Annotated in this window: 25 protein-coding genes and 2 tRNA genes; all 27 read left to right on the forward strand. The window is 55.8% G+C overall.

All coding sequences use genetic code 11. The annotated features are described in order from the left end of the window. The first annotated feature begins 8 nt into the window (after positions 1-8). The 27 genes from DXD94_RS01135 (at position 9) to DXD94_RS01270 (ending at position 23,744) form a co-directional block, all read left to right on the forward strand. Positions 9-1,217 carry a glycosyltransferase gene (locus DXD94_RS01135; RefSeq protein WP_117762956.1) on the forward strand — a complete coding sequence of 403 codons (1,209 nt, stop codon included), beginning with the start codon at positions 9-11 and terminating at the stop codon, positions 1,215-1,217. Further along, positions 1,207-2,283 carry a polysaccharide pyruvyl transferase family protein gene (locus DXD94_RS01140; RefSeq protein WP_158564768.1) on the forward strand — a complete coding sequence of 359 codons (1,077 nt, stop codon included), beginning with the start codon at positions 1,207-1,209 and terminating at the stop codon, positions 2,281-2,283. The genes DXD94_RS01135 and DXD94_RS01140 overlap by 11 nt, the downstream gene beginning before the upstream one ends. Next, the gene (locus DXD94_RS01145; RefSeq protein ID WP_117762957.1) at positions 2,276-3,781 is read left to right on the forward strand and encodes a lipopolysaccharide biosynthesis protein; all 1,506 of its coding nucleotides are present in this window, start codon (positions 2,276-2,278) and stop codon (positions 3,779-3,781) included. The genes DXD94_RS01140 and DXD94_RS01145 overlap by 8 nt, the downstream gene beginning before the upstream one ends. Before the next feature lie 9 nt (positions 3,782-3,790). Beyond that, positions 3,791-4,993 (forward strand): Coenzyme F420 hydrogenase/dehydrogenase, beta subunit C-terminal domain, encoded by a 1,203-nt coding sequence (locus DXD94_RS01150; RefSeq protein WP_117762958.1) that lies wholly within the window; start codon positions 3,791-3,793, stop codon positions 4,991-4,993. 78 nt (positions 4,994-5,071) lie between these two features. Next, positions 5,072-5,680, forward strand: coding sequence for a hypothetical protein (locus DXD94_RS09540; protein ID WP_158564769.1), 609 nt, complete (start codon positions 5,072-5,074; stop codon positions 5,678-5,680). Beyond that, positions 5,677-6,279 (forward strand): hypothetical protein, encoded by a 603-nt coding sequence (locus DXD94_RS01160; RefSeq protein WP_117762960.1) that lies wholly within the window; start codon positions 5,677-5,679, stop codon positions 6,277-6,279. The genes DXD94_RS09540 and DXD94_RS01160 overlap by 4 nt, the downstream gene beginning before the upstream one ends. A 2-nt stretch (positions 6,280-6,281) precedes the next feature. Further along, positions 6,282-6,767: a hypothetical protein gene (locus DXD94_RS01165; RefSeq protein ID WP_117762961.1), complete on the forward strand. Its 486-nt coding sequence runs from the start codon at positions 6,282-6,284 to the stop codon at positions 6,765-6,767. A gap of 814 nt (positions 6,768-7,581) precedes the next feature. Continuing rightward, on the forward strand, positions 7,582-8,676 hold the full coding sequence (locus DXD94_RS01170; RefSeq protein WP_117762962.1) for a hypothetical protein: 1,095 nt from the start codon (positions 7,582-7,584) through the stop codon (positions 8,674-8,676). A 94-nt stretch (positions 8,677-8,770) separates the two neighbouring features. After that, a complete protein-coding gene (locus DXD94_RS01175; RefSeq protein ID WP_117762963.1) occupies positions 8,771-9,589 on the forward strand; it encodes a hypothetical protein in 819 nt (272 codons plus the stop codon). 268 nt (positions 9,590-9,857) lie between these two features. Further along, a complete protein-coding gene (locus DXD94_RS01180) occupies positions 9,858-10,124 on the forward strand; it encodes a hypothetical protein (RefSeq protein ID WP_117762964.1) in 267 nt (88 codons plus the stop codon). Further along, a complete protein-coding gene (locus DXD94_RS09955; protein WP_117747084.1) occupies positions 10,124-10,402 on the forward strand; it encodes a DUF4160 domain-containing protein in 279 nt (92 codons plus the stop codon). Before DXD94_RS01180 ends, DXD94_RS09955 begins: the two co-directional genes overlap by 1 nt. Positions 10,403-10,507: 105 nt before the next feature. Continuing rightward, positions 10,508-10,693, forward strand: a complete 186-nt coding sequence (locus tag DXD94_RS01190) for a hypothetical protein (RefSeq protein WP_117762965.1) — start codon at positions 10,508-10,510, stop codon at positions 10,691-10,693. Then, positions 10,690-11,205 (forward strand): type II toxin-antitoxin system death-on-curing family toxin, encoded by a 516-nt coding sequence (locus tag DXD94_RS01195; protein ID WP_117762966.1) that lies wholly within the window; start codon positions 10,690-10,692, stop codon positions 11,203-11,205. The genes DXD94_RS01190 and DXD94_RS01195 overlap by 4 nt, the downstream gene beginning before the upstream one ends. 45 nt (positions 11,206-11,250) lie before the next feature. After that, a complete protein-coding gene (locus DXD94_RS01200) occupies positions 11,251-12,039 on the forward strand; it encodes a DUF3825 domain-containing protein (protein ID WP_117762967.1) in 789 nt (262 codons plus the stop codon). Positions 12,040-12,178: 139 nt separating this feature from the next. Next, positions 12,179-12,253 (forward strand) — tRNA-Val (locus DXD94_RS01205). A gap of 378 nt (positions 12,254-12,631) precedes the next feature. After that, positions 12,632-13,789, forward strand: a complete 1,158-nt coding sequence (locus tag DXD94_RS01215) for a hypothetical protein (protein ID WP_117762969.1) — start codon at positions 12,632-12,634, stop codon at positions 13,787-13,789. 367 nt (positions 13,790-14,156) lie between these two features. Further along, positions 14,157-14,229: transfer RNA gene (locus DXD94_RS01220), tRNA-Ala, on the forward strand. A gap of 75 nt (positions 14,230-14,304) precedes the next feature. Then, positions 14,305-16,338, forward strand: a complete 2,034-nt coding sequence (locus tag DXD94_RS01225; protein WP_117762970.1) for an ABC-F family ATP-binding cassette domain-containing protein — start codon at positions 14,305-14,307, stop codon at positions 16,336-16,338. Further along, the gene (locus tag DXD94_RS01230) at positions 16,325-16,621 is read left to right on the forward strand and encodes a hypothetical protein (RefSeq protein ID WP_164473297.1); all 297 of its coding nucleotides are present in this window, start codon (positions 16,325-16,327) and stop codon (positions 16,619-16,621) included. Before DXD94_RS01225 ends, DXD94_RS01230 begins: the two co-directional genes overlap by 14 nt. Positions 16,622-16,630: 9 nt before the next feature. Continuing rightward, entirely contained in the window at positions 16,631-17,314 is a 684-nt protein-coding gene (locus DXD94_RS01235; RefSeq protein WP_117762971.1) for a site-2 protease family protein, read from the forward strand. 84 nt (positions 17,315-17,398) lie between these two features. Beyond that, on the forward strand, positions 17,399-18,211 hold the full coding sequence (locus DXD94_RS01240; protein WP_117762972.1) for a ScpA family protein: 813 nt from the start codon (positions 17,399-17,401) through the stop codon (positions 18,209-18,211). A gap of 11 nt (positions 18,212-18,222) precedes the next feature. Further along, a complete protein-coding gene (gene scpB / locus DXD94_RS01245; protein WP_117762973.1) occupies positions 18,223-18,951 on the forward strand; it encodes an SMC-Scp complex subunit ScpB in 729 nt (242 codons plus the stop codon). Beyond that, the gene (locus DXD94_RS01250) at positions 18,938-19,912 is read left to right on the forward strand and encodes a pseudouridine synthase (RefSeq protein WP_117762974.1); all 975 of its coding nucleotides are present in this window, start codon (positions 18,938-18,940) and stop codon (positions 19,910-19,912) included. The genes scpB and DXD94_RS01250 overlap by 14 nt, the downstream gene beginning before the upstream one ends. 66 nt (positions 19,913-19,978) lie before the next feature. Continuing rightward, the gene (gene cmk / locus DXD94_RS01255; protein ID WP_117762975.1) at positions 19,979-20,665 is read left to right on the forward strand and encodes a (d)CMP kinase; all 687 of its coding nucleotides are present in this window, start codon (positions 19,979-19,981) and stop codon (positions 20,663-20,665) included. Positions 20,666-20,668: 3 nt separating this feature from the next. Continuing rightward, complete coding sequence (locus DXD94_RS01260; RefSeq protein ID WP_117762976.1) at positions 20,669-21,397, forward strand: lysophospholipid acyltransferase family protein; 729 nt, start codon at positions 20,669-20,671, stop codon at positions 21,395-21,397. Positions 21,398-21,399: 2 nt separating this feature from the next. Beyond that, positions 21,400-22,299 (forward strand): 4-hydroxy-3-methylbut-2-enyl diphosphate reductase, encoded by a 900-nt coding sequence (locus DXD94_RS01265; protein ID WP_117762977.1) that lies wholly within the window; start codon positions 21,400-21,402, stop codon positions 22,297-22,299. A 2-nt stretch (positions 22,300-22,301) separates the two neighbouring features. After that, a complete protein-coding gene (locus DXD94_RS01270; RefSeq protein WP_117762978.1) occupies positions 22,302-23,744 on the forward strand; it encodes a DUF512 domain-containing protein in 1,443 nt (480 codons plus the stop codon). Positions 23,745-23,747: the final 3 nt, after the last annotated feature.

Here is a 23,747-nt window from a genome sequence, read left to right on the forward strand (position 1 = left end):
GGAATGATATGAAGGTAGTCCAATTAAATTGCGTTTATGGAAATGGTAGTACGGGAAAAATAGTTGAGGCGATCCATCATCACCTCCAAAGTGAAGGTGATGAGTCCTATGTTCTGTACGGATATGGTCCGGATAGTTGCGAATCACACGCTATCCGTGTCGTTCCTCCGGCAATTCGAAAAGCGCAGTCGCTTCGCTCCCGTATCACTGGATATCCGTACGGTGGCGCCATATGGGGTACAGCGTCCACAATTAGCTTTCTTAACAAGATTAAGCCCGATGTGGTTCACATCCATTGTTACAACGCATATATAGCCAATATCTATCGTATTTTGAGCTACCTTAAAAGAGAGCATATCCCAACCGTTATTACTAATCATGCCGAGTTTATGTATACAGGCGGATGTACGTACTCTCTCCAATGCAACAAGTGGCTGAACGGTTGCGGAGGATGCAACAAGATAGGGAATGAGCATCCCGTATCATGGTTCTTTGACCGGACTCATTCGGAATGGGAGCGTCTTTGCAAGGCATATGAAGGCTTTGACGATCTTACTATTTGCTGCGTTTCCGATTGGGTGCGTGATCGTGCTGCTCGGTCCCCATTCTTTCAGGGCCATCAGGTCCTAACCGTTTTAAATGGGCTTGATTCGAGTGTTTTTAAGTATCGCTTTAATGAAGAATTAAGAAATAGACTGTCAAATAATGGGCGGCGCAAGGTTGTACTTCATGTTACGCCTGACTTTTCAAATCCTATTAAGGGTGGGCAGCATGTATTAGAGATGGCAAAGCGAATGCCTGATGTTTCCTTTGTTGTTGTTGGCAACCGTGGTGGAGTTATCACGGAACTTGGCAACATTCTATTTGCTGGTAGAGCAGACGATCAGATTGCTCTCGCAGAGTATTACTCAGCTGCTGACGTGTGTCTTCTTACGAGCAAGGCGGAGACATATAGCATGGTGACTGCTGAAAGCCTATGCTGTGGAACGCCTGTTGTTGGGTTCAGAGCCGGCGGCCCTGAGACCATTGCCATTCCCGAATTCAGTGTTTTTGTTCCTCAACAAAACGATAGTGCGCTCGAGAAACAATTGCTTCAGTTTGCAACTGCCTCCTTTTGCAAAGAAGATATCTCGGTAACCGCACGGAAAAAATACAGCGATGTTCGCATGTGTTCAAACTATCGACAAATTTACTTGGAGAGCTGTAATGGGTGTTAGTGAGCCTGTGAAAAAAGTTGGCATTGTGACCATTGTTGGTCGTTCAAATTATGGCAATCGGTTACAGAATTACGCGCTCGTTAAAGTGTGGCAAGAATTTGGCTATATAGCTGAAACGATTAAACTACCTAATAGGCGTACTCCTCAGAGGGTGGCAAAAGATTTGGTGCTTAAACTGCTTGGTAAGCCCACTTCTGATCCTGAGTCAAGCAGCAATCAAAATCGACTTGCCAACTTTGATAAATTTGATCTCCTGGTCAATCTGAAGAATGTAAGCACTTTGGAAGAGATCCATCCCGATGAGTTCTCGTATTTTTCCGTCGGAAGTGATCAAGTATGGAATCCAGGGGTGTTTAGCGGACGTGAAGAACTTTTCTTTCTCAAATTCGCCGAGCCAAATCAAAAAATTGCATTGGCGCCAAGCATGGCCTGTGAGTCTCTTTCTTCGGAACAAGCAAAATCATTGTTGGATGGTTTAAGCGGTTTTTCTCACCTATCAGTCCGTGAGCAGCGTGGAGCTGAATTAATTAAGCAACACACAGGGCTAGATGCTAGGGTTATATGCGATCCAACACTTGTTCTCTCAGCTGATGAATGGAGGCTCGTCGCGAGCGGACAACTAACGCCAAAAAAGCCCTATGTCTTTACTTATTTACTGGGAGGCATGAGCTCCGAAGCTGCCGAAGTACTGAATAATGTAACCGAATATGGACGTCTTACCGTTGTGGCTCTTTCTGATAGACAGAATCCCGATGAGATTGACGCTGGCCCCTCCGAATTCATCGATTTAATTGATAACGCTGTTCACGTTGTAACCGACTCATTCCATGCGGCGGTGTTTAGTTCTATCCTCGAAAGTCCTTTGACAATTGTTCATCGACCCGGTGGCGCAAGTATGTTTTCACGACTTGAACAACTCTCACAAATGCTTGATATCTCAGAGAAAGTTTACGGCTCACCTTCATACGATATTTCTCTAGCAGGTAATTACGAGGGCGTGCCAGAGAGGATAAATCGCGCGAGAGAAAAGTTCCTCGAATATCTGAGGGGCTGTCTAAATGGCTAGTCAACGAAAGGCAGGTGCAATCCTTGGCTATTTAAATATTATCGTAAAAAACCTGGTCAATTTGGTTTATACACCCATGCTGCTTTCCTTTGTGGGTCAGGCAGATTATGGTGTTTATCAAACAGCGAATTCATTTGTATTTTCGCTCACACTTCTGACTTTCGGCTTCTCTGAAGCGTATGTTCGTTTCTACACACAAAAACGCGCAAATGGTACGGCAGACGATATCCGAGCGCTTAATGGAATGTATCTAGTTTTGTATGTAGGCATCTGCGCTGTCGCCTTAACACTCGGACTGTTGTTTGCGGCAAACGTTGATTACTATTTTGCAGACAGTTTTACAACAGCCCAAGTGGGACTTGCCGGCAAGCTTATGGCTATCATGGCAGTCAATGTAACATGCACATTGTTTTCAACAGTTTTCGATGCATACATCGTTGCTCATGAACAGTTTAAGTATCAGCAAACTCGACAGATGTTCACAACTTTGGCAACTCCAGGCATCGCTTTGCTACTTTTGAATATAGGCTTGGGAGCGGTGGGAGTTGCTCTTGCTCAGCTAACGGTTGTTGCGCTCCTTCTATTTCTTAATGCTCGATTTGCATATGTAAAACTTGGGATGCGTTTTAGTTTAAAACGTATTGATGTGGGGCTTTTTCGTGCTATAGCAACGTTCAGCGCATGGATTTTTATAAATCAAATATGTGACCTTGTTAACCAAAGTGTACCAAACATGATGTTGGGTGCGCTCACGAGCGCTGTTACTGTCTCGGTGTTCGCTGTATCAATTCAAATTCGTCAGGTGTTCTGTTCGCTCTCAACTACAATGTCGAACGTCTTTGTACCTAAGATCAACCGCATCGTAGCAGAATCCGACGACAATAATGTGCTCACTGCGCTCATGACTCGTGTGGGACGCTATCAGATAATCCTATTCTGTTGGGTCTACTGTGGATTCGTGCTCGTTGGACGATTCTTTGTTACTAAGTGGGCAGGTGAAGGGTTTATCGACGCATATTATCTGATTTGCGCAATGACTCTCCCGGTTGGCGTCCCTCTTTGCCAGAACACAGGTATCGAGATTCAGCGCGCAAAGAACAGACACAAAGCGCGAAGCGTCGTCTATCTCTTTATGGCGTTATTAAACGTTGCCTTCACCTGGATCGCCTCTCCTTATCTCGGATATTGGGCTCCCGCCATCGCCTACATTGCAAGCATCGCCCTGGGCAATGGCCTTTTTATGAACTGGTATTATCAGAACCGCATCGGGCTTGACATGATCTTCTTCTGGAAGCGTAACCTGCCCGTGGTGCTAGCGTCTGCGGCGGTTCTTGCCGCCTGCAAGGGGCTGAGCATTTTTCTTCCTGTCACGAGCTGGCTGCTATTCCTCGCTTGGGGAGCCGCGTACACCGTATTGTTCGCGGCCGCAATGTGGCATTTTGTTCTTGATTCCGATGAAAAGGCGGGGGTTGCCGCCAGATTGCCTTTTTTTCGTTAGGGGCCATTTATGCCTAATCCTGTTATTTGTACGATCTCTGACGCCTGCTGCGGCTGTGGTGCCTGCTCCGCTGCCTGCCCTAAGGGTTGCATTTCCATGGAGCGAAACGGTCTTGGCTTTTCCTTTTCTATTGTGGATCCCGAGGCCTGCATCGCCTGCGGTGCTTGCGAGCGCGCCTGTCCCGCGATAGGGGAGCGGTCTGTCGACCAACTGCAATTAGTCTCATGGGCGAAGTCCGACTCATCAGAGCTGCTGGATCGGTCCTCATCCGGCGGCATGTTCGGGCTCCTTGCTCGCAACGTGCTTTCAGAAGGTGGTGTCGTCTGCGGTGCGGCCTTCGATGATGGATGTCGCATGGTCCACCATGTGCTCGTTGACAACGAAGCCGGTCTCGATGCCCTTATGCGTTCCAAATATGTGCAGAGCTCTATCGGGAAAGAGGTGTACAGGGGAGTTCGTAACGCAATTCGTTCCGGCCGACGCGTCCTCTTTGCCGGTACCGCTTGCCAGGTCGCGGGCATGAGGGGATATCTTGGAAAGCTCGGTGAGAGTGACCTTTTCCTGTCCGTCGACGTCATCTGCCACGGCGTTCCCTCTCCAGAGCTCTGGTCGCGTTGGATCGACTACCGTGGCGAGGCCTTCGGGTCTGACGTCCGCGACGTCAATATGCGGAATAAGACAACCGGATGGTTATCTTATTCCACTGCGTACAAGCACGTAGCGGAGAAAGATAACGCCGGGGGTATCGAATCACAGGTGTACGGAGAGGACTGGTACATGAAGGCTTTCCTGTCAAACGCCAGCCTTCGCTCGTCCTGCCTTGCATGTCCAGCAAAACGCTCGAGTGGCTCGGATATCACACTCGGTGACTTTTGGGGTTTCCAGAATACTCATCCCGAGGTTGACTGCTCCAAGGGCGTTTCGGCCGTCCTGTGTAATACCGAAAAGGGTGAGCGCGCTTTTAAGGCAATTTCGAGGCTTACCGTGAACGGTCCGACGACCCTAGACGAGGTCATTGTCGGTAATCCCAGTCTTATTAGCTCAGTGTGCCCACATCCGAAACGGGACGAGTTCTTGAATGACGTGGCCTCCGGATCCTCCATCCCGGACCTTATGGCTAAGTGGAAATTCCGCCAGTCTCTTCGACAGCGCGTTCGCGGCAAACTTAGCGCTTTTAAACGTCGTTTGAAGAAGCTCCAAATTTTGGATTAACATCCTGTTCGCAATCTTTACCCATTAGATTTTGGCTTCATTTGGCATTCATCCATCTTAGACAATCGCTGGATTTTGGTGACTACTCTGATTGGAACATTGATTAGCAATATCGTGAACTCTGCTAAAGGCTTACGACAGCGACATCAGTTTCTTGTTGAATTCAGTATTGCCTTCATCTGGAATCTGGTTGGCATTCTTCTTCCGACAATAGCCTGTGGCATATTGCTTCAAATCTCTGGGCTACAGTCTTTCTGCGAGTATTTATTGAGCGATCTGAGCAAGGCGGCTTTCAGCTTTTCTTCTGCTTCACTTCTTTGTGTTGAGCTAATTCATGGCAATTGTTCAGAAATTCACTCGGGTATTAAATGGGGCGTTGGAATTCTTCTATTAATGCTTTCGCTTTTGCTGTCTTGTGGGCTGGCAGTCAACCAGATACTTTTTGAGTCGTCCTATCTTAAGGATCAGGCTAGCATGTCTCCTTTCATTAATTCACTGGTCGCACTATCCGTCTCAGCATATTTGGCAGCTATGTCTTGTGCCGGCAGCGACATGGGCTATGAGCCAGATGAATTTGTGGAAGATGAAGCGAGCGATAACGGGTACATTATTAGTGCCGATGATTTGGAATCATTAATTCGTGATGTATGGAGCCTCGGTCGCAGCGAGAATGGCGATAAAGATTGAACGCACTAGAGTTCTTAATTTCATTATTGACGGGTCTATGTACGCTTTTGTCGGTGCTTGCGGCCTATAGGGCTGTACATTCCACACCCAAATTCAAAATGAGCGCAAAAGCTCTTCCGCAGTTAAATGATTGCTATCATTCCAATGACGACTCTCATATCTTTTCCGATCCAGATGTAATCAAAACGATTGAGATTATCCGCGACTCTGTTTCACGTCTGAATGCGGAGCTTGCTGAATCAAGCAACAAGAACGATTGGTATTCGTCATTGATGGATTCCGAGTTCAAATCCGCTCTGCTAAGTACGGTTTCCAAGTGTCTGCGAATTCCCACTAACGAGTTATCAAAACAGATAATCGAAACCCTATTTGTAAGTACTTCCAGCTTTTTACGCGCGGCAAAACTTCTTTATCTTAATAAAGATGTGCAGAGCGCCATTGCGGAATACGCTGAAATTTGCTCCATTGCTAAATGTAGGGTCGATTTTTGCAACGCTTATGTTGAGACCGATTCAGCAGTCAATAATGAAAGCACATATAACCGCGACAGCAACTTTGCTAATAGGCAAATTTCCGACAGAAACATTTTAGTGGGGTAAAAATGAACGATAATCCTATCCAGGACATACCGTTATTGGATTTGTTGACGCAAAATTTGAAATCTAACGATATGAAGAAATATATCAACTCTTTGGATGCAACCAAAGACGATGACCCTGCCATACAGGAACTGAAGAAGTCCTACGAGGCGTATATTTCGAATGAATCGTTATCTACGGGGGATGTTGTCTCTTGGAAACCTGGTATGCGCAATCGTACGCTGCCAAACTACAGACAGCCTGCCATTGTGATTGAAAAGTTGCAGTACCCGATTTTTGATGAATCGCAAAACGCTGGAAGTCAGTACTTCCATGAGCCCCTTGATTTACGAGTGGGCTTTTTGGATGACAATAATCAGTTCGTTATCTATTTTTATGATTCTCGTCGATTTGAAAAATACCGCGGCTCTCTTTCTGAACTCGAGCGTTATCTAGCATTGCTGAAAAACAAGGAAACGCATGAGGAACAGGAGAAGACTGACGACTAAACTGCATATAAACTTCTATGAATTATTATTTTGCTGCTGATCGAGGCGTTGCTATCACCAAAGAGGGGATTTCGACTATTCCAAACAAACTTAGGCACTAGAATATAGAGGGAACGCCGCAAAGCCGCGCAGGCAATACGTCGGCCGCTTCATCTAAGCTAGGTCGAATTAGCTCTGCAAGAATAATTAAGCCAAGCGCCTTTCCGGAATTAGAACGACAATTTTTGCTTAGATTGGAAGACTAAGCACTGGGCCTAAAGCCTGACGTCAGAGATACCACCTCCAGCAAACAAATCGCATAGCAAGGGCTGCGGATAGTGAGGGAGCTGGGAATAGAGATCCCAGCTCCCTCACGTTCTAGCCCAAGTTTCGAATCAAAGAATCATGACTGTTAAAGATGGACAGCAGCGCCAATTGCAGCAATAAAAAAACAGGGGCGGACATTCGGGTAGATATCTTTTGCCGAACGAAGCGCCATGTTTGCAGAAGGTGTCCGTGACACTTTGTCACATCACCTTTCTTTCGATTAGCAATCTTCCAGCAATTAAGATCTGAAAGGCGCAAATGACTGCAAGACTGTCGTACGCTGGCGGAGGCAAAGGCGCACTGGTGCGGGCTCAAAATATGGCAGGCGACCAACCAGCAAAAGACTACATCCCCGTTCACCGATTGGCAAAACGATTTACACCTAATTGTTGGCACAGCTCAGAGGCATTTTCTTTGTTTACGGCCTGATCTCGCTAAACTAATAGCTGCTGCTACCAGGGCATTTTCTGGTGCACATTCTATTGGCTCTGCGAAGATCGGAGCGGGTATGTCTGCTGCCGAGTCCTACACCAGCCTTCATTACATTGCGATTGTTGCCATGGCCTGCCTATGCGTTTTGCTGGGCGGGCCTTCTTATGCCGCGGGCGCGGAGAGCCTCATCATCGCGGGCGCGACGTACTCCGAGCCGGGCGTGTCGGGCCCCGGCTGGGCCTGGACCGATGCCGACCACCTGGAGCTCAACGGCTACGCGGGCGAGGCCATCGGCGCCGAGGGCGACCTTGTGCTGACGCTTGCCGGGCAGAACTCCGTGACGGAGTCGCATGCGCCCGATGCGGACATCACGCTGTGCGGCATGGAGGTGTGGGGCAACCTGACGCTTCGCGGCTCCGGGACCCTGACCGCGACGGGCTCGCAGTGCGGGATCCACGTTTCGCAGGCGCTCGTGGTGGACGAATGCACCGTCGATGCCCGGGCGAACGGGGCCGATATTTCTGACGAGGCGGTGGCGGGCGTGATTGCCCGCGACATGGCCGTGCGCGGCGGCGGGCGCGTTATCGCCGCGGGCGCTGGGTCTGGAGCGGGCGTGCGCGCTTATGGTGTGTATCTGCAGGACTCAGGTCTTGGTGATGGCGCAGCAGGCTGTCGGCTTTCCGTCGATGCCTCGTGGCTCGATGCGACCGGAACCGATGGCGGCGTCGCGTGCACGGGCGGCTCGCTTGTGTCCGCGCGGCTTGTGACGCCTGTCGGTGGGGCTTTTGGTGCTGGTGGCGTGGTGGATGCTGCCGGTGCGGTGGCACCGCATGTGGTGGTTGAACCCGAGGACGCCACGGCGCCGGCGGGGGAGACTGACGGGGGCGACGTGCCTGACGATAGCACGGACAAGTCTCCCGGTGATGCTAACCCCGCTGCTGGAGAGCCCACTACGGGACCCACGGCAAATCCCGCGCCGAAGCCCGCGGCCGCGACAACCAAGACAACAACGACAGTAACCAAGACCGCGGTCGCCAAAGTCCCCAAACCCAAGGCTGCCACCGCAACAACTGCGGCACTCCCAAAGACCGGCGACAGCCATTGGATAGCCGTGTCCACATTGCTGTTCGTGCTGGGAACAATGCTCCTGGTCGCCGCATATCGCTGCTAAAGCACCCATTTCGATAGGCTATGTAGAAGGCTATATTCTTAACGACACATTAGTAGAATAGTTTATTACGACAATTGCTCAGGATTTTTCTAACATGAACCACGAATTGGACCATACAGTTGACGCTGCCAAGAAAGAATTAGACGCCGGCCTTCTTGAGCTGTTCGAGCGTTGCAGCTATCTGTACAACGAGGCATTTTATGCCAATACGGAACTAGCAATCCTTCGCGAACTGTCTAAAGCATCTTCTGACTATGAGAATGAAGTAATTTGCGCTGGCTGCTTCTTCAGCTTTACACAACTTGCATTAACCGAATCATGTTTCATGAATTGCGCACGGTTATTTGATGCCAAAAGCGAAGTCAGTATTAGGAACTTGATAGAAGACGTCAAGTCTCATTCTGCTGAAATCGACGCACTTGCAATCTCTATATTCGGTGATCGACCAAACTTTGACAGGCTTAATCCAATCGTTCACCCATTGGCAGAGGACGAGGAGCGTTTTTACCCCAAGGAAGTTGAGTCTCAACGCTCATATGAAAAACTGTTCGGAAACCATTACAGAATGGTTACTGTGTGTATAACCACTCATGACCTTTCCAATTTATGGAAAAAACGACTCAACAGTCTCCGTAAACTAACTGACATGCTTCGCGATCAGCGAAATAAGGTTTTCGCCCATAGCGACATGGAAGCACTGAAATATGATGAGCTTGTTAGGCGACTTCCTTTAACTTACGGCGAAATTCAAAAACTAATCGACTTCGCACTCGATCTGACAATCGAATTATTTGCCAAAATTACTGGTATTGAAAAAGATCGATTGCCCAAAAACTACAACGATATACAAGGCCTCCTAAAATATGCGGAGGTTGGCATGGAGGCTGTTGAGCAGCATTTGGGTAATCTATAGGATTCAAGCGCCTGCAAGTAGTTAAGCATGCGGGCGCTTGAATCTGAGTAGCAGGCAAGCACTTGAATCTGAGTACGATCCTTGACATAAAGCCCGACCATCGCACAATGACAGTTTTTCATGCCAAAAAGACACTGAAGTGTGAGATAGCTCAAAACTCAACAAATCAAATAATCAGCAGTTCAGGTCTTATGGGAATAATTCAATTCGCATCACGTTGCATCTAAGCGGCTGTTTATACTTGGATATAAACACTAAGGAGGCAGCAATGCTTTGGAGCTATGTTCAGCTAGATGACGGCACTCAGTTTGCCTACTCAGAAACACGAGACGATGGGACCGTTCGCGTAGCCGTCGAGCGCCCGGTTGATTTTGGTTTTGACCATGCAGAATGCTTTCTACCTGCGGTCAAATGGTTTAACGTCGAAGGATTTTCTACTGACGATCTGGATTTTTTGACCGAGTTCGTTAGATCAAACGCTCCGTTTATCTTCGAGCTTGCAGAACGGCAAAAAGCTGGACCGGCGGTGGCATAATGCCTCGAATTCTTGTTTTTGGACAGTATGTTCTGTTCTTTTGGATTGCGGAAAACGGAGAACCCGTTCACATCCATGTAGGGGTAAAGAGGGCGGCAGCTAATTCGACTAAGTTTTGGCTCACTAAAAATGGCGGATGCACAGTTGCGAACAACGAGAGCAAGATTCCGGCTAAGGATCTCAGGGATCTTTCAAAACTAATCACCATGAACCATCGGTACATTTGTGACAAGTGGCGCGAAACCTTTGGTGATGATTCCCTGACATTCTATTGCTAAACCGCAATTGAGCCATGATTACGCTTGTCGACATATCCGCTGTCGGCTCTCGCGTGTTACCTCGCCACGACGTCCGCGAGGCGTATCTATTTAAAGGAGGCGGACATGCCTTGGAACTACGTTCAAGTTGATGACGGTGCTGATTGTGCTGGCCAGGAAGATCCTTCAGTTGCGCACGAGACAGATTCCGCTTCGGCTATTTCACTTGACGGCATTATGTCAATCGACCATGCAGTTGAGGCAACCAAAGCGTCCATGCCCAACGCGCTCAGTCTTTTGGAAAACTCATGATTGCCGATGTCGACGGGCGGGCGATTCCTGTTGCGCCGCTTGTGCTCGATGATGCCGGATCGCTCGAAGCCATGGCCGGCGCCGTCATGCGCCTTCACAGTAAGCTGCTAACAATCGGACGCTGCTATAAAACCGATGCCGCGGGCGACAGGGCTACGCTCGAGCTCGGACGCATCGAGTCCGTGCTTGCGGGCGCGTTCTGCACGATATTCGGCCAATCGCCAGCCGATCGTTTCACGGACATCTTTGACCAGGTTGCCTACGTGGCCGAGCACATGGTCAAGGACCACATCTTCGAGGACGGCAACAAACGAACCAGCCTTGTCTTTGCGTTGTCCGTCCTAAGGTTCGCCGGCACTCCGGTCGTGCTGTCCGACAGCCCGGAACCCAAAGACAACCAGTACTACGCCTGGATCCAGGACCTCGTTGCTAGACGCCGCACGCTCGACGATCTAGCCAACGAGCTGAGGTGCCATTGCATCGTGATCTCCGACGATGCTTCGCACGTATAGAATCAAAGCATCCACACGCCTGTCATTATCTTGATTGGAAGCCACATGGAGATCCCCAACACCCTGTGCAGCAATGTATACGACTTTGCGTTTTGCCCCGAGCCCTGTTACGAGCGCTTGGCCGACCTCGCCGATCCCGAGGACTGGGGTCCCTGCAACCGCATTCTCAAGAACTACCTGTCGTTTTCGTTTAGCCGCGCGGTATTTTTGACCGAGCGCGACGTGGACCAGACCGCGCCGTCCAACCTGCCGCTGGTGTTCGACGACGACCGCTGCCTGTTTAACACCGGCCTGTACACACGCCGTTACGAGACCATCTACGGCTTGTTTGAGCCCAACACCAAGCCCGATGCGCGCCAGCGCTGGTTTTTGAAGGGCTTCTTTAAGGAGAGCGACCCCATGCTGGTCTCGTTTGAGTACCTGCCATGCCGCGTGCGTTTTGCCGAGGACCCCTCCGAGCTGGTCTTTGACTACCGCCTGCCCATCCGCTCCAACATCGACCACATTCTGGGCGACGAGGAGAACCTCACGCGCATTCCCGCCAGCCTGATGGGGGAGGGCAACTCGCTGCTGCTGCGTCGCGCCTTTGAGGGCACCGTCGTCGAGGCCGCCCGCCGCGCCGCCGCCAACTACACGCTCGCGGTGCCGCAGTTCTACGGCGGCCGAATTCAGCTGCTTCTACCGCTGTGCCTAACTGGCGACAAGCCCGAGCTGGCGCTGACCATCCAACGCGAGGACGGTTTCTACGCAGCGCGCACCTGCCTCACGCTCGACATGGCCTACAACAACGCACGACTTATCTGCCGCCCAGAGACCTCGTGGATCAAGCGATAAAGGGTGGTTTAGCTGGGGGGTTTGTCGGCTGCCCTGATTGCTGTGGCGCGGTTTGCGCCCGCGAATTTAAAATCGGAAGCAAAAAGTTCTTGGTAAACCACGCACGGCTATGTTAGTATCTCTTTTGCCGAAAGGCGACGGGCGATTGGCTCAGGGGTAGAGCATATCCTTCACACGGATGGGGTCACAAGTTCGAATCTTGTATCGCCCACCATCTAAAGTACAGGTCAGAGGTGTTAAGCCTCTGGCCTTTTTCTTTTTGACACCAAGGGTGATTCCAAAACGAATCGTAGTCGTATAAGGCGTCATTTTTTTCGCACCCTTTTTGCTGACGCCATTGCATGTTTTGTATAAAACGCATGCGTATTTTCATTGAATTCCCCATGTGATCCGCGCGCAAATGTGGAGACAGGGACCACATGCCCAAAGCTCCTTCCAGCGGTTTTCTATCACACGACGGTTTTTCGGCGGAACTCGGCATGCTTTTGTCAGCATTTGGTTTGCTTCCCGTACTTACCCGCATGATGCCCCGGTAGATAATCGGCCATGCCCGCAATCCGCACGGCCTACGGTCGAAACCAGGGGAGGCCACATGGACGAAATCGTCTGCGCAAACACCGCATTCCGCTACTGGCGCTGCCCACCGCAGGTGCATGACCTCTACCCGCGCCTACCCAGCTCCGATGACGGCTGGCGGGCCCTATCCCAAGCCCCTTTCGTAACCGATGTCCTCAAGACCCCGATTATCGCCGTTGCTTCGCCAGGTTGTTGTAATCACCACTCAGGATTGCGCTCCACTATTCGCTGGGAAGGGGCTTCGGATACCGGCACAACAACCGACACTCATTTAGGCTTTAGCGTCACCAATCCGCTTAACACGTTATTTACTATGACACGATTTGTGTCCCAAATAGATCTCGTACTGGCTATGTACGAACTTTGCGGCTGGTTTTCTGTTTTCGAGCCGACCCCCGCTGTCGAAATGCAGTTGAAAATCGCGTTAAAGGAGAATCGCAATTCCAGCACGCAGGATTTGTTCGAACTTGGAGAGGGCGAAGACGAGGTTCCTTGGAAACGAGTTTATGCCCGCGCAACCGTTAAGGACCCAGATAATGATAGCCAAACGAGCAAGCGTGAAGATGGAAGAGAGGTTACGAAACTCAAAGGTACTTCTCTCTGGATGAGAAAGCCGCTCATCGAACTGAGCGACCTGCATCGTTTCGCCGACAAGGTCAAAAGTCAAATGTGGGGAAAGCAGTTTTATGATGCCGCTCAACAGGTTATCGGCATTGCTGCATCACCACTCGAGGTCGCGGGGATCCTGCTTCTAAGCCGTTCTCGACGTCTAGGTGGTTCAGGATTCAGATACGTGTACCTCAACGATTTAACCCCTCTATCCGTGGCAGCCCAAAGCATTGCAGGTCAAAAGGTCTGCTACGGCGATATCGTGATCGTAAATCCGATTCTTATGAAAGGGGCAATTATCGAAATCCAAGGTGAAGTCATTCATGGCTCAGGTGCAATACTTGACCACGATGCGGAACGCATGACTGCGTTGCAGAGCATGGGATTCGATGTATTCCTGGTGACTCACGATATGCTCAACGATTCAAAGCAGCTAGACACCATCGTCAGAAGTGTCTGCGACCGTTTAGGGATTCGCTATAAAGCCAAAACTGAGGCAATGAAGTGCGCCGAGACGAGACTGCGAGCAAATGTTTTGTGCAACTGGTTGGAAATCGGAAATTAGCCGGCGACAAGGCGCTAGAACTACCTAGTTTGCCTGTTAGTGAATTAATGTCATTTCAAAACTATGCCGGATTACGGGGCTGGACCCGGGCCGGCCGTCCATGCCCTGCATTTCACGGAATGCGCAGGTCGTCTACCTGCGGTTTTGATTTTACCGATTGCGGCATGCCCGGGGGTTCCCGGCCTGGCCCCGTAAACCGGCATGGTTTTGAAATCGCCGGGTCGGCGGGAGCGCGATTGGCCCCGGTAATGGGCCTGGCGCCGGCAAGACGGCCGTTGGGCGGATGGCGGCACGCGCCGCGACTGAGAAATTTTCCAAAATTGCCCTTGCATCGGCGGGGGAGTTCCCGTATAGTACTTCTTCGCACGGGGGCGTAGCTCAGCTGGGAGAGCGCTTGACTGGCAGTCAAGAGGTCAGGGGTTCGATCCCCCTCGTCTCCACCCGAGCATTGAATGAGGCTCCAACGCAAGTTGGGGCCTTTTTTCATATAGGCACACAAGGTCAAAGGCGGCACCATGATCCTCCTGGTCGACAAGATCGAAAAAAGCTTCGGCGCGCGCGTCCTCTTTAGCGGCGCGTCCTTCCAGATCAACCCCGGCGAGCGCTTCGCGCTCGTGGGCCCCAACGGCGCCGGCAAAACCACCATGCTCAAGATCATCATGGGCATCGACAGCCCCGACGCCGGCCAGGTCCAGTACGCCAAGGACTGCCAGGTGGGCTACCTCGAGCAGGAAACCAACCTGGAGCAAAAGGACACCACCATCCTTGCCGAGGTCATGGCCGCCGCCAAGGAAATCCGCCGCATGGGCGAGCGCGCCAACGAGCTGCAGGCCCAGATCGCCGAGCTCTCCGAGCAGGGCAAGGACGTCGACGCGCTCCTTAACGAGTACGGTCAAGTCCAGGACCGCTTTGAGCACCTGGGCGGCTACGAGCTCGAGAGCAACGCCCGTAAGATCCTGTCCGGCCTGGGCTTTAAGGTCACCGACTTTGAGCGCCCGTGCTCTGAGTTCTCGGGCGGCTGGCAGATGCGCATTGCGCTTGCCAAGCTCTTCCTGCGCCACCCCGACCTGCTGCTTCTGGACGAGCCCACCAACCACTTGGACCTCGAAAGCGTCCAGTGGCTGCGCGGCTTTATCGCCAACTACGACGGCGCCGTCCTCATCGTCAGCCACGATCGCGCCTTCATGGACGCCTGCGTCGACCACGTCGCCGCTCTCGAAAACCGTCGCGTGACCACCTACACCGGCAACTACAGCAGCTACCTCAAGCAGCGCGAGGACAACCTGGAGCAGATGCGCGCCAAGCGCGCCGCCCAGGAGCGCGACATCGCCCACATGCAGGTCTTCGTCGACAAGTTCCGCTACAAGCCCACCAAGGCAGCCCAGGCTCAGGAGCGCATCCGAAAGATCGAGCAGATCAAAAAGGAGCTCGTCATCCTGCCCGAGGGCCACAAGCACATCGACTTTAAGTTCCCCGATCCGCCGCGCTCCGGCGACATGGTCGTGGGCCTGGAGGGCGTCTCCAAGTCCTACGGCAAAAAGCACATCTACAGCGACATCGACCTCAAGCTCTACCGCGGCGAGCATGTGGCGCTCGTCGGCCCCAACGGCGCCGGCAAGTCTACCCTCATGAAGATCCTCGCCGGTCTGGAGCCGCCAACTACCGGCACGCGTGATCTGGGCACCAACGTGGGCGTGGCCTACTACGCCCAGCACGCACTCGAGGGCATGACCGAGTCCAATACCGTCCTGCAAGAGATCGACACCGTCACGCCCAAATGGACCGTGCCGCAGCAGCGCAGCCTGCTGGGCGCCTTCCTGTTTAGCGACAACGATTCCATCGAGAAGCAGGTCCGCGTCCTCTCCGGCGGCGAAAAGGCGCGTCTGGCACTGGCCAAGATGCTTGTGGCCCCCGAGGCACTTCTGTGCCTGGACGAGCCCACCAACCACCTGGACATCGACTCGGTGGACATGCTCGAGAACGCCCTGCAGAACTTCCCCGGCACCATCGTGCTGATCAGCCACGACGAGCACCTGGTACGCGCTGTGGCCAACCGCATCATTGACATCCGCGATGGCAAGGTCACGGTCTACGACGGCGACTACGACTACTACCTCTACAAGCGCGAGGACCTCGCGGCCCGCGCCGCCGCCGAGGCGGCAGGGGAGGGTGCATCGGCCGCGACCAAGTCCGCTAAGGTCACCGCGGCCCAGCCCGACGCCCCCGCCACCGCTTCCAAGCCTGCCGAAGGCAAAAAGACCAAGGAGCAAAAGCGCGCCGAGGCCCAGGCCCGCGCTGCGCTCAACAAAAAGCTCAAGGGCGTGCGCAACCAGCTCAAGAAGATCGAGGCGGAGCTCGACAAAAAGCGCGCCCGCTATGACGAGCTTATGGAATTGATGGCAAGCGAAGAGCTTTATGCCGATCAGGTCAAGTTCAATGCCGCGCTGGGAGAATATAACGGCCTTAAGCAAGAGCTACCCAAGCTGGAGGACGAATGGCTGGAACTTTCCACCCAGATCGAAGAGGAGACCGCGCGTGAACTCTCGTAAGGCCGCTGCCGTGGCGATGAGCATCATCGCCATCGCCTGTCGCATCTGCGGCATCTTCATGAGCGCGATGACCGTGCTGCTGTGCTTTAGCGGCCTCACCGCCAAGCTGCAGATCGTTGGCTTTGTCGTTGAGCTTTCGCGCGCGCTGCCAAGCGCCATCGCCGGCTACGGCGTCATTACCTCGCCCTTTGGCGGCGTGTTCCGCCTGGATTACGCCATCGTGGCCGTCATCCTGTTTGTGGCCGACTACCTGCTCACGCGCGCCTCGCGCCGCGTCCGCTAGGGGAGCACCATGTCCAGCAGCTACATCATGAACCTGCTCGCCAGCGCCGTCGCCGTCATCGTGGGTATCGTGATCCACGAGAGTGCGCACGCCGCCGCGGCCTGGGCGCTCGGCGACAAGACGGCCCGCTCCCGTGGCCGCGTCTCGCTCAACCCGCTCAACCACATCGACCCGTTTGGCACCATTCTCCTGCCGCTGCTTATGCTTGCCGCCGGCGGTCCTGTATTCGCCTTTGCCAAACCCGTGCCCGTCTACCTCAACAACCTCAAGCACCCCAAACGCGACGAGGTCCTGGTGAGTGCGGCCGGCCCCGCATCGAACATCGCCCTCGCGTGCCTTGCCGCGGTCCTCATGCACGCGGCATACGGCAACCTATACACCAGCATGTCCTTTGCCGTTGCATCACAGATCATGAACTTCGGCGCCACGTTTATCGTGGTCAACCTGTCACTCGCGTTCTTCAACCTCATCCCGATCCCGCCGCTCGACGGCTCGTCGATCATTGTGCCGTTCCTTAAAGGCAAGGCTCTTAACAACTATTATCGTCTGCAGCAATACGCAATGCCCATCCTCATCCTAGTGCTGTACCTGCTGCCCATGTGGACCGGCATCGACGTGATCGGCCGCTATTTCGACGTTACCGTGTATCCGCTCGCTGAGCAGCTGCTCAACTTCGCAATCGCCGGCATCTAAGGTAAACTTACAGGTCGACCGTGCATAACGGTCGTAACATGCACCCAAACCGCGCCGCGAAGGCGCCGTCAAAGGAGGTCGAAGATGTCGTATCGCGTGTCGACGCAGGTCTACAGCGGACCGTTCGACCTGCTGCTGCAGCTGGTTACCCGCCAAAAAGTTGATATCGGCGCCATCTCGATCAGCGAGGTGGCCGAGCAATACCTTGCCGAGGCCGAGCGCATCGAGGCGCTGGACCTAGACGTGGCGAGCGACTTTTTGCTGGTCGCGGCAACCCTTTTGGACATCAAAGCAGCCTCGCTGGTGCCTCAGGAAACCCCGTGCAAAGCCGATGACGACGATGACGAGCTCGACGAAGACCTCGAGGAGCTCAGCACGCTCGACGGCGACGCCCTTCGCGAGGTCCTGATCCAGCGCCTGATTGCCTACAAGCAGTTTAAGGGCGCGGCGGCGGCCCTCGGTGCCCGCATGCAGGCCGAAAGCCGCATGCACCCGCGTGTGGCCGGTCCCGACCCGGAGTTTTTGGGCCTCATGCCCGACTACCTGGCTGGCATCACCCTGCGCGGCCTGGCCGTCATCTGTGCCGACCTGGACGGCAAGCGCCAGACCTTCCTGCTGGAGGCCGAGCATGTGGCGCCGCATCGCGTGCCGCTCGACCTGACCGTGGCCTCTGTCGACCGCTTTACCATGGCGCACCAAACCTGCACCTTCCGCGAGCTACTGGACGGCGACGCCACCACAGAGCAGCTCGTTGTCACCTTCCTGGCCATGCTCGAGCTCGCCAAACGCGGCTCGCTTACGCTGAGTCAGGACGAAATCTTTGGGACCATCTGCATCAACCGAGTCGAGGGAGCCGAGGCATACGTGCCCGGCGAGGGCCCCGAGCTCACCGAATAGGAGCCGCAATCATGTCAACCCTTTCCACGCTAGAGGCAAACAGCCTCAAAGGCGCCCTCGAGGCGCTGCTGCTGGTCTCGAGCGACCCCGTGAGCGCGCCCGCGCTGGCAGGCGCGCTGGATATCGCTCCCGGCGAATGCGTGTCGCTGTTGGCCGAGCTCAAGGTAGAGTATGAGGAGGCCAACCGCGGCTTTCAGCTGCGCGAGGTCGCCGGCGGTTGGCGCCTGTTTACGCACCCCGCCTACCACGACGTAGTCGAGGCCTATGTGTTGAGCTGGGACACGCAAAAGCTGTCGCAAGCAGCGCTCGAAACCCTGGCCGTCATCGCCTACCACCAGCCCGTGACGCGCGAGGTGGTCAAAGGCATCCGCGGCGTCAATTCCGACGGCGTCATCGCGTCGCTCGTGGACAAGGGCCTGGTGCGCGAGCTCGGCCGCGATCCCCAGCGCGGTCAAGCCATTATCTACGGCACGACCAACGCCTTCTTGGAAAAGTTCGGTCTGCGCTCCACCCGCGACCTGCCCGACCTGGAGCAGTTTGCCCCCGACGAACAGTCGCGTCAGTTTATCCGCGAGCGCCTGAGCGGCCGCAGTATTCAGTCCACGCTCGAAGAGCAGGCTGAGGACCTGGACGAAGAGCGCGAACTGCTCGATACCGATGTTGAAGATGTTGAGGCAGTCGAGGACTTGGAGACCCTGGTCGTCGACGAGACCTCGGAGGATTTGCATGACGAGGACTAACGAAGTAGGGGAGACGCGCGCCGGCGCTGCGGTGCCCAACGCGGATACGCACGAGTCCGACGCCCAGCCCGTCTATCCGCACACCATGCGCCTGCAGCGCTTTTTGGCGCGCGCGGGCGTGGCGAGCCGCCGTGGCTCGGAGGACCTGATGACCGCCGGCCGCGTGACCGTCAACGGCGAGGTCGCGACCGAACTGGGCACCAAGGTCGACGTCGACCGCGACCATATCGAGGTCGACGGCATGCCCGTCAAGCTCAACCAGGGCGCCGTGTACCTGATGCTCTACAAGCCGACCGGCTACCTCACCACCATGAGCGACCCGCAGGAGCGTCCCTGTGTGGCGGACCTGGTCCCCCGCGACCGCTTTCCGGGGCTCTTCCCGGTGGGCCGCCTGGACCGCGACACCACGGGCCTTTTGCTCTTTACCACCGACGGCGACCTGTCGCAGGACTTGTTGCACCCCAGCAAGCACGTCTACAAGACCTACCAGGCACTCGTGGACGGGCAGCTGACCGACCGCGATCTCACGCCGCTGCGTCGCGGCATAGAGCTCGACGACGGCCTGTGCCAGCCGGCAATCTGCCGCGTCATCACCGCACGCGAGGCCGAGGCCGTGGCGCCACAGGGCGTCAAGCCCGGCACCACCGCCGTCGAGGTCATCATCCGCGAGGGTCGCAAAAACCAGGTTAAGCGCATGCTGAGCAAGATTCACCATCCGGTAATCCGTCTGCATCGCTGCAACTTTGCCGGCCTTGAGCTCGAGGGCGTGGCCAAGGGCTCGTGGCGCGAGCTCACCGACCGCGAGGTGCAGATCCTCAAAGGCGGCGGCATCCCGCCCAAGCATGCCAGCGCCATGCGCGGCGGCAAGCCCCAAGACACGCCCGCCAGCCGCACGCGTCACCACGGCAGCCACGGCTCCGCACCCAAGCGCAACACCTACCGCGAGCGCTATACGGGCTAGGCAACCCGCCGCGCCCCAACGCCCGCGAACCATACCAGCACATCAACCACCGAAAGGAAGCACTGCATGATCGTCGCCATCGACGGCCCCGCCGGTTCCGGCAAGTCCACCATCGCCAAGGAGATCGCCCGCCAGCTGGGCTTTAACAAGCTCGACACGGGCGCCATGTATCGCGCCGTCACCTTCGCCGCGCTCGACCGCGGCATCGACCTGGACGACGAGGCGGCAATCGACGCCCTCGCCGAGCAGATCGAGATCCGCTTTACCAACGGCACCGGAGAGGACACGCGCCTGACCGTTGACGGCCAGGACGCTTCGACCGCCATCCGCACCCCGCAGGTCGACACCAACGTGTCCAAGGTCTCGGCCTATCCGGGCGTGCGCGCCGCCATGCTCATCCACCAGCGCCGCGCCGCCGAGGACCGCGATATCGTCGCCGAGGGTCGCGACATCGGAACCGTCGTGTTCCCCAACGCCCAGGTCAAGATCTTCCTGACTGCCGACCCGCGTGAGCGCGCCCGCCGCCGCGTGCTGCAGCGTCACCAAAACGACGCCCAGCCGCTCACGCCCGCGCAGCTCGAGGCCGAGGTCGACGAGACCCTCGACGCCCTTAAGCAGCGCGACAAGCTCGACAGCAGCCGCGAGGTCGCCCCGCTCGTGCCCGCCGAGGACGCCGTGCACGTCGACTCCACCGCCCACACCATCGACGAGGTCGTGACCATTATCGAGGACCTCATCAACCAAAGGAGGTAGCCCATGCGCCTGTTTAAGCAGACGCCCGAGGATTACTACAACGCCCCCTACGCCGAGTTCCCGGCGCTCATCCGCGGCACCGTCGTCGTGGTCATGGCCATCCTGTGGGCCTTCTCCAAGCTCATGTGGCGTTGGAAGGTCGAGGATGCCGACCTGCTGTTTGAGCGCCAGGACGACCGCGGCAGCGTGGTCATCTGCAACCACACCTCGATGGCCGAGCTCTTGGCCGTGGAGACGGCGCTGTTCTTTGGGGGCCGCCGCATTCGTCCCATCTTTAAATCCGAGTTCGCCAAGAGCAAGATTGTGCGCTGGGCCTTTAGCCGCGTTGGCGGCATCCCCGTGGAGCGTGGTACTGCCGATATGAAGTGCCTGCGCTCCGCCCAGCATGCGCTGCAGCGCGGCGAGGACGTCCTGATCTTCCCCGAGGGCACGCGCATCCGCTCGCGCGAGATCAAGCCCGAGGTCCACGGCGGTTTTGCGCTCATCGCTCAGATGGGCAAGGCGCCCGTCAACCCGCTCGCCATCTGTGGCTGGTCCGACATCACGCCTGCGGGCAAAATGCTCATGCGTCCCAAGAAGTGCTGGATCCGCGCCGGCAAGGCCGTCTCGCTTTCTGACGCGCCGGCCGGGCTTAAACGCACTGAGCGCTTGGCCTGGTTTGAATCCGAAGCCATGAACCGTGTCTATAAGATGCGCGACGAGCTGTGCGCTGAGCATCCGGGCAGGTTCTAGCCATGAGCGACAACGTGACAAAAACTGCCGCGACTACGTCCGACCAGGACAACGCGCCCACTATCGAGATCGCAGCCCACGCCGGCACTTGCTATGGCGTACAGCGTGCGCTCGATATGGCGCTAGCCGCCGCGCCGCAGGCAGGGGAGAGCACCCAGGTCCATACCTTGGGTCCGCTCATCCATAACCCCATCGTGGTACGCGAGCTCGCCGAGGCAGGCGTCGGTCTTGCCGACACCTTGGACGACGCCACATCGGGCACCGTGATCATCCGCGCCCACGGCGTGGTGCCGCAGGTCATCGATGCCGCTCGCGAGCGTGGCCTTAACGTCGTCGACGCCACGTGCCCCTACGTGAAGAAGGTCCATGTGGCCGCCGAGCGCCTGGTACGCGAGGGCTACCGCGTGGTAGTCGTGGGCGAGCCGGGCCACCCCGAAGTCGAGGGCATCCTGGGCCACGCCGGCAATGATGCGCAGGTCGTGAGCTGTGCCGCCGACGCCGATGCCCTGCCGCTCAAGGGCAAGGTAGGCCTCGTCGTGCAGACCACCCAGACCGCGCAGAACCTCGCCGAGGTCGTGGCCGCTATCACGCCGCGCGTGCAGGAACTGCGTGTGATCAACACCATCTGCGCCGCCACGAGTGAGCGTCAACAGGCAGCAGCCACGCTTGCCAACCGCTGCGACTGCATGGTCGTGGTGGGCGGCAAGAACTCGGGCAACACCCGCCGCCTGGCACAGATTTGCGCGGACGCCTGCGAGCGCACGTATCACATCGAGGAAGCTTCCGAGCTCCAGGCCGCGTGGTTTACCGACGCTCACCACATCGGCATCACCGCCGGAGCCTCCACCCCGCAAGAACACATCGAACGCGCCGTCACGCGCATCAAGGAGCTTTGCCGCTAACCATGGACCAGACCGTACCCGCATACACCGCCGAGGTGGCCGATTACGGGCGCAGCCGCGACCCCGAGCCGGGTGAGGGCGCGCTCGTAAAGAATGTGCGTCCCGAATCGCCCGCGTGGGATGTGGGTATCGAGCCGGGCATGCGCGTGCTCACGGTCAACGGCGAGCAGCTGACCGATATGATCGTGTGGCTCTGGGAGGCCGACGACGACACTGTCGAGCTGGAGGTATTCGATCCACGCGACGGCACCGTCACGCCCGTGGAGCTCGACCGCTTTCCCGGCGAGGACTGGGGCCTGGAGTTCGATGGCCCCATCTTTGATGGCATGCGTACCTGCGTCAACGCCTGCGTGTTTTGCTTTATGACCATGCTGCCCAAGGGTGGCCGCTCCACGCTTTATATTCGCGATGACGACTATCGTCTGAGCTTTTTGCAGGGCAATTTTGTCACGCTCACGAACCTCTCCGACGAAGATGTTCAAAACGTCATCCAACGCAACATGAGCCCCATGAACGTGTCGGTCCATGCCGTGAGCCCAGATATCCGCCGCCGCATGATGGGCCGAAACGCCCAACGCGGCATGGACGTGCTCGAGGCCATCATGGCCGCCGGCATCGAAATCCACGCGCAGATCGTGCTGTGCCCTGGCATGAACGACGGCGAGGAGCTGCAGAAGACCCTGCGCTACTGCGAGGAACATGAGCAGATCACCAGCCTGGGCATTGTGCCGCTCGGTTTTACCAAGCACCAAAACCGCTTTAGCTGGTCATACAGCGACAAGCCCGAGCTGGCGCGCGAGACCATCGACATGATCCGGCCATTCCAGGAACGTGCCTTCGAGCGCTTTGGTCGCCACACCTTCCAGATGAGCGACGAGTTCTATCTGGACGCCGGCATCGAGCCGCCCGAGGCCGATTTCTACGACGGCTACCCGCAGTATTACGACGGCATCGGCATGATCCGCTCGTATCTGGACGAGACCGACGACGTGATGGCTACCGATGCCGAGCGACTGGCCCGCGTCCGCGAGGCCGTCACCGCCCGCAACCAGCGCCTGCTGTGCCTCTCGGGCGCCAGCGCACGCGACACGGTCGCGCGTTTTGTGGAGTCGCCGCAGGGCCTTGCCGGCTCTGTCACGGCTATCAAGAACCGCTACTTTGGCGGCAACGTGGACGTGACCGGGCTTATTGTCGCCTGCGACATCTTGGAGCAGCTGCCACAGGGCCTCTCGGGGGTTATGCTCTTTGTGCCTAAGCTCATGTTCAACGCTGACGGCATGACGCTTGACGAGTATCATCGTGACGATTTACTCGCAAGTCTTACCAGTCGCGGCGCCGAGGTTCATGTGGTGTCGACCATGCCGCATGAGCTGCTCGATACCCTGGAGCACATCCTTGGCATTGTGCCTGCCGACTCTACTAATTCCGCTGACCCTACCCATTAAAGG

The sequence above is a fragment of the Collinsella sp. TM10-22 genome, assembly GCF_003466125.1.
In the GTDB taxonomy this organism is placed as follows: Bacteria; Actinomycetota; Coriobacteriia; order Coriobacteriales; family Coriobacteriaceae; genus Collinsella.